This window comes from Mesorhizobium sp. WSM4829 (assembly GCF_055811475.1).
The window spans coordinates 1-5039 of record NZ_JBVVQJ010000085.1 but is presented as its reverse complement, the minus strand read 5'-3'; the positions used below and the strand labels follow the sequence as shown (position 1 = coordinate 5039).

7 protein-coding genes are annotated in these 5039 nt (G+C 59.3%); 3 read left to right on the top strand and 4 right to left on the bottom strand.

Features of this window, described 5'->3' with window-relative positions; translation table 11 throughout:
• Positions 1 to 295 precede the first annotated feature (295 nt).
• The 3 genes from AC0L17_RS34080 to AC0L17_RS34070 all read right to left on the bottom strand — a co-directional run bounded on the left by AC0L17_RS34080 (position 296) and on the right by AC0L17_RS34070 (position 2117).
• Complete coding sequence (locus AC0L17_RS34080; RefSeq protein WP_473518935.1) at positions 296 to 946, bottom strand: SDR family oxidoreductase; 651 nt, start codon at positions 944 to 946, stop codon at positions 296 to 298.
• Positions 947 to 1048: 102 nt separating this feature from the next.
• Complete coding sequence (locus tag AC0L17_RS34075; RefSeq protein ID WP_473518934.1) at positions 1049 to 1429, bottom strand: nuclear transport factor 2 family protein; 381 nt, start codon at positions 1427 to 1429, stop codon at positions 1049 to 1051.
• A gap of 259 nt (positions 1430 to 1688) precedes the next feature.
• Positions 1689 to 2117: a VOC family protein gene (locus tag AC0L17_RS34070; RefSeq protein ID WP_473518933.1), complete on the bottom strand. Its 429-nt coding sequence runs from the start codon at positions 2115 to 2117 to the stop codon at positions 1689 to 1691.
• A 102-nt stretch (positions 2118 to 2219) separates the two neighbouring features.
• On the opposite strand from AC0L17_RS34070, the gene AC0L17_RS34065 reads away from it, so the two are divergent.
• Positions 2220 to 3095 (top strand): LysR substrate-binding domain-containing protein, encoded by an 876-nt coding sequence (locus AC0L17_RS34065; RefSeq protein WP_473518932.1) that lies wholly within the window; start codon positions 2220 to 2222, stop codon positions 3093 to 3095.
• A 293-nt stretch (positions 3096 to 3388) separates the two neighbouring features.
• Here AC0L17_RS34065 and AC0L17_RS34060 read toward each other — a convergent pair whose 3' ends face one another.
• Positions 3389 to 3859 (bottom strand): MarR family winged helix-turn-helix transcriptional regulator, encoded by a 471-nt coding sequence (locus tag AC0L17_RS34060; protein WP_473518931.1) that lies wholly within the window; start codon positions 3857 to 3859, stop codon positions 3389 to 3391.
• A 102-nt stretch (positions 3860 to 3961) separates the two neighbouring features.
• Here AC0L17_RS34060 and AC0L17_RS34055 point away from each other — a divergent pair, with 102 nt between their 5' ends.
• Both AC0L17_RS34055 and AC0L17_RS34050 read left to right on the top strand, forming a co-directional pair.
• Positions 3962 to 4330 (top strand): antibiotic biosynthesis monooxygenase family protein, encoded by a 369-nt coding sequence (locus AC0L17_RS34055; RefSeq protein ID WP_473518930.1) that lies wholly within the window; start codon positions 3962 to 3964, stop codon positions 4328 to 4330.
• Between the two features lie 60 nt (positions 4331 to 4390).
• Positions 4391 to 4837 carry an anthrone oxygenase family protein gene (locus AC0L17_RS34050; RefSeq protein WP_473518929.1) on the top strand — a complete coding sequence of 149 codons (447 nt, stop codon included), beginning with the start codon at positions 4391 to 4393 and terminating at the stop codon, positions 4835 to 4837.
• Positions 4838 to 5039 lie beyond the last annotated feature (202 nt).

The window sequence follows — 5039 nt, the reverse complement described above, 5'->3', positions numbered from 1 at the left end:
CATAGCCATCGCCTGTGGCCCGCGGGTTCCTTCCTCGGGGACTTTCGTACGCCTGCTGGCGCCCGAAACTCTTCACGCTTGCGGGCTGACAGCTTTCGGCCGTCGAAGTGCGGAAACGGACGTACGCTGCGCTCTAGGGGTGGTCTGGATGTGGCCCCTTGACGGCCTTCGATCGTCGTCGCCTATGAGCGCCGACCACCCTTACTTGCTCGACGTCCGCCTTGAGCCTTTCTTCGCCTTGCTGTCAACTCGCTGGCGAGCACCGGCCGAACCCCAAGCATCATGATCGCGCTCTTTATGCGAGACGAGCGATGGCTTCGGAGACCGGCGTCTCTCCTTCGGTTAGCTCGATGATCGCTCTGGCAATGTCCGGCCGGTCTACGATCTCGGCCAGAACGGCGGCAACATCGTCCCGCGGCACCTTGCCGTAGGGAACAGCGAGGTCGGCGCGCACGCATCCGCGGCCTGTCTCTTCGGTCAGTGTGCCAGGCCGCACTATGACGTAATCGAGGCCGCTGGCGACAAGATAGGCGTCCGCCAACTTCTTTACCCTGATATAGTTCTCGAAGCCCTCTTTGCGCTCTTGGTCGCGCAGCGCGTCGGGAAAAACTGAGACCAGCAGGAATCGCTGGACTCCTGCGACCTTCGCGGCTTCGACCGCCTTTTCGAGCCCGGCCCCGTCGATGGCGTTGGTGACTGCCATCCCCGCGCCGCCGGCTCCCGCGCTGAAGACCACAGTGCCACAGCCCTTCATCATGTCCGCCAAATCCTCGATTGACAGACCGATGAGATCGCCTTCAATCGGCGTGGCTCCGAGTGCCGTCAGTTCGTCACGCCGTTCAGGTTTGCGGTAAAGGGAGAACGGCCGGTGACCACGCTCGGAAAGTTGCTGAGCAAGCCGACGGCCCACTTTTCCGGCACCGCCGACGATGAAGATTTTGGACATCGTCGTGTTCCTTCTGTAACTACGCGGGAGTTTCGATGATCAAAACAGCGACGGCCGGGGCTGATGAGAACCGAAGCCCTCATCAAATGCGCCGGCGTCCGATCAGTTGCTATGGTGCGTGTGGTAGACCTTGTTAACGACCGTCCACTGACCGTCGACCTTTACCAGATTGAAAAAATCCGTGAAGCGAAACCCCGAGATATTGTCCGTATCAACGCGGGCGTTCGCCACGGTACCAACGATATCGATGTGCACGATAGCGGCCTTCGCCTCCGGCGATTGCCGGAACGCCGTATCGATCGTTTTGAAAAGCCCTTCGATCGGCCCCCCTTCAAGTTTGCTGTTCTCGATGCCGAAAATAGTCGCACGTTCGCTGAAGGCCGAGCGCATGATCGAGCTGTCCGCTTTTGCTCCACCTTCGTTGTACTTGTTCAGCACTTTGACGATTGCTTCGTATTCCTGAACGTATGTCGGATCGGTCATTCTATTTTTGCTTTCAGTTGATTGAATGTGACGTTGGCAGGCTCGCGACGGAGCCAGCATGATGAACTGGAATGCGTCAGCGCAACCGCCATGCGGCTGTTTACAGCGGTGCCATGGGTCGCCCGCGCCACATCGATCCCAGGAACTTGTGGCTCCACGAGGTTTCAGGACAGACGAGCGCAGCCTCTACCCAGGTCTGGCAGGCTGCCTGGAACGGCGACCGAGTGACGGCGTACACTTCCTTCTTCTTCCCGGTGCCTCACTTCGCGAACAGCTGGCCGATATCCTTGAAAGCCTTCATCTCGATGGCGTTACCCGCCGGATCGTTAAAGAACATCGTTGCCTGCTCGCCGGGCTTGCCTTTGAAGCGGATGTAGGGAGCGACCACGAAGTTCATTCCAGCTTCCATCAGGCGATCAGCGGTCTTCTGCCATTCCTCCATCGAGAGAACGATTCCAAAATGACGGACAGGCACGCCGTGGCCATCGACGGCGTTCGTCCGGGCTTTGCCGGTTTCCTCGGGCGCCAAGTGCGCGACGATTTGATGGCCGTGAAAGTCGAAATCGACCCAGTCGGGCGAGCTGCGGCCTTCCCCGCAGCGGAGAAGATCTTTGTAGAAGCCGCGCGCTGCTTCGAGGTCGTCGACAGGAAAAGCGAGATGGAAGGGGCGGATGGTCTGGTCGGTCATCGTTAACTCCATTCTGACGATGACCGGCAGATAGAGGATTCCGAGCAAAACAAAAAACTATATGTAATTGCGGTCAGTCCAATTAAAAGTTATCAATGCTGCATGATCGCTGAACTGAGAACGCTGTTGGCGGTCGCCCGATATGGTACTTTCGCGGCTGCTGGCACTCGGATTGGTCTGACGCAGGCCGCCGTTAGCGGGCAGATGATGCGTCTCGAAGACAAGCTCGGGGTGCGGCTCTTCGATCGGACCGGCCGCTCGGCCACCCTGAACCAGACTGGACGCACAGTGTTGGCGCGAGCGCAGGAGGTTCTTGCAGGTGTTGAAACACTGACCAAGCCGTTGGATTGGTCAGCCCGACCCGGGCGCCTCCGGATTGGTGCAATCTCGTCCGTGCAGCCGACGATCCTTCGGCGCGCTTTGAAGGCTTTCCACCCCGCGTTCCCCGGTTTTTACATCGAGATCGTGCCGGGAACTTCACTAGAGCTGCTGGATCGCCTGGACGCAGGCGGATTGGACGTGGCCGTCATTATCCGGCCAAGCTTCGGATTGCCGTCGACCGTTCGGTGGGAGTCGTTGGTGCAGGAGCGTTTCGTCTTGGTGGCGCCGCCAGGAACTGACGACATGAATTGGAAAGCCGCGATGAGCGGACACGCCTTCCTGAGGTACAACCGTCATTCGTTCGGCGGGCGGCTGGTAGAGCGTTTGATCGAACAACAAGGCGTTATGATCAACGAATGGGTCGAGATAGACGACATTCCTGCCCTGTTGAGCATGGTTGCCGACGGCATGGGCGTCGCAATCGTGCCGAGAGCGGAAGCCTACGCGGATCATTTCCGGGGCGTGCGCGTCATAGAGCTAGGCGAGGCGGAAACTTTCAGGGAGATCGGTATTTTGACGCCGCCAACGTGTGATGAGCCAGCCGCTCGGTTCATCTCTGAGTGCAGGCAGGCGATGTCTGCGGATAAGCATGAGTAGGTGACGCTCGAGCCTTTGGATTTCGGCAGTGTTGAATCGAAAAAAATCAGCAAAGGACTCGATCGAGGCTTCCATCTTGCCGGGCACAATGACCGCAAATGGCGCGACTTGTCGGTTCGACAACCGGAAGATTTGACCCAAATCAGCCTTTGCCACGCCGATTTGGCAGCTTGCAAGCGGACCTTCGCGGGAACCGACATCTCTGACCCAAGGGACGTCGAGCTGTCATCAGACGCTAGGGTCAACAGCCACCACAAACGAGATAGCGGATACTGCCATTCGCGGTGCGAAGCCTACTCTTGAGCATTTTCATCCCCCTCAAGTTTCTGCCGCAGCATCGTCATCACGTTGCGGGCTGCTTCGATGTCCGTTACGGCAAGCCCTTCCGCGAGCGCCTCGACCCGCGGCGCGTACAGGCGGATGGCAGCGTCGAAGGTCTGCCGTCCCTTGTCCGTCAGCGCCACGAGTTGTGCACGGCGATGATGCGGGTTTGGCGCGAATGACACCAACCCTTCCTTGGCCAGATCGTTGACGATGCGCTGAACGTTCTGGCGATTGGCGCCGAGATCGCGCGCAAGCCAGGCAACCGGCTGTGCCCGTTCTGCCGCCACGATAGCCCCTAGAATCTGCCAACGGGCGCTGGTCAGCCCGAGAGGAGCGACGAGCCGGTCGCCCCAGGTAAGGGTGAGGTTGTTCACCCGGAACATCGTCAGAATGAGATCGGTCAAGGCATCTCCGGCTGACGCCCGCTGCGGTTTGTTCATTTGTCACCATATGATTTTGTTGACACGATGATGTCAATTGGTTATGTGTTGATAGTACCCACTCGACATTATAGTGTCAAATGCAACCTCAGGAGACCTTTCATGCCCACCATGCGCCCTCTCGATCCCGCCTTTCCCATCGACCGTCAGATTGGAATCGATGCCGATGCCGTTGTTTTGATCAATCTGTTCACGCTCGATCCCGCCGACGAGGCAGTGTTTCTTCAGGTGTGGGAGGACGATGCGTCCTTCATGAAGACCCAGCCGGGCCTCATTTCCATCCAACTCCACCGCGCCATCGGCGAAAGCCCGACCTACCTGAACTACGCAGTCTGGGAATCGACGGCCGCCTTCCGGGCCGCGTTCACGCATCCCGAATTCAGAGCGAAACTGGGAGCCTATCCGTCGTCGGCGGTTGCCTCTCCGCACTTGTTCCAGAAGGTGGCGGTGCCCGGCATCTGCGTCGCATAAACGCGACGCCTGCAGCCCGAAGTCATCATAATCGAAATCAAGCCAAGAGGAGAGAGTCCGATGCGGCTCCTGTTCAACATACTCGCCGTCACGGGTTCGGCCATGTTCGCCGGAGTCATGCTGACTATTGGTGTGACGCTCGGCGGCTACTGGAAGAGCCTTCCCGCAGCCGAGTTCCTCGACTGGTTCAGCCAGAACAGCGGGTTCATTTCCGGGGCGATTCCTATTGTCGTCGTCCCGACCCTCGTCGGCCTGATCGGCTCCCTCTGGCTCGGCTGGGGCGACGTTGGGCCGCGTATGCTCTGGATCGGATCGTCCGCCTGCATCGCGGGCGTCCTGGCGCTCACGATGATCTGGTTCGTGCCAACCAACGCTCAGTTCGCGGCCAAAGCCCTGCCCCTCGACCAGGTTCCTGACCGGCTCAACACCTGGATCATGATTCACTACGTCCGCATTGGGCTTGCCGCCGCCGCCTCGGCGCTGGGCGTGCTCGCCATCAGCCGGTGAAAGACACAGAAACCAATGACCAAGCTCATTCATCCCGTCGCCGGCACGATCGCACTCCTAACGATCCTTACCTTCTTGTTCTCGACCGTGCTCGCTGAACTATTCGCCTCCAAGGCGGTCATCATCGACGCGTCCAGCTTGTCGCCAAGCAGATCGGCTACCGGCCGAACCGCGCCGGTGTGCGGCTGCGGACCGGCAAGAC

Coding starts and splice junctions, on each gene's coding strand:
- AC0L17_RS34075 (WP_473518934.1), bottom strand. CDS start 1,429: ATGACCGATCCGACATACGTTCAGGAATACGAAGCAATCGTCAAAGTG.
- AC0L17_RS34065 (WP_473518932.1), top strand. CDS start 2,220: ATGATCGCTGAACTGAGAACGCTGTTGGCGGTCGCCCGATATGGTACT.
- AC0L17_RS34050 (WP_473518929.1), top strand. CDS start 4,391: ATGCGGCTCCTGTTCAACATACTCGCCGTCACGGGTTCGGCCATGTTC.
- AC0L17_RS34060 (WP_473518931.1), bottom strand. CDS start 3,859: ATGAACAAACCGCAGCGGGCGTCAGCCGGAGATGCCTTGACCGATCTC.
- AC0L17_RS34080 (WP_473518935.1), bottom strand. CDS start 946: ATGTCCAAAATCTTCATCGTCGGCGGTGCCGGAAAAGTGGGCCGTCGG.
- AC0L17_RS34070 (WP_473518933.1), bottom strand. CDS start 2,117: ATGACCGACCAGACCATCCGCCCCTTCCATCTCGCTTTTCCTGTCGAC.
- AC0L17_RS34055 (WP_473518930.1), top strand. CDS start 3,962: ATGCCCACCATGCGCCCTCTCGATCCCGCCTTTCCCATCGACCGTCAG.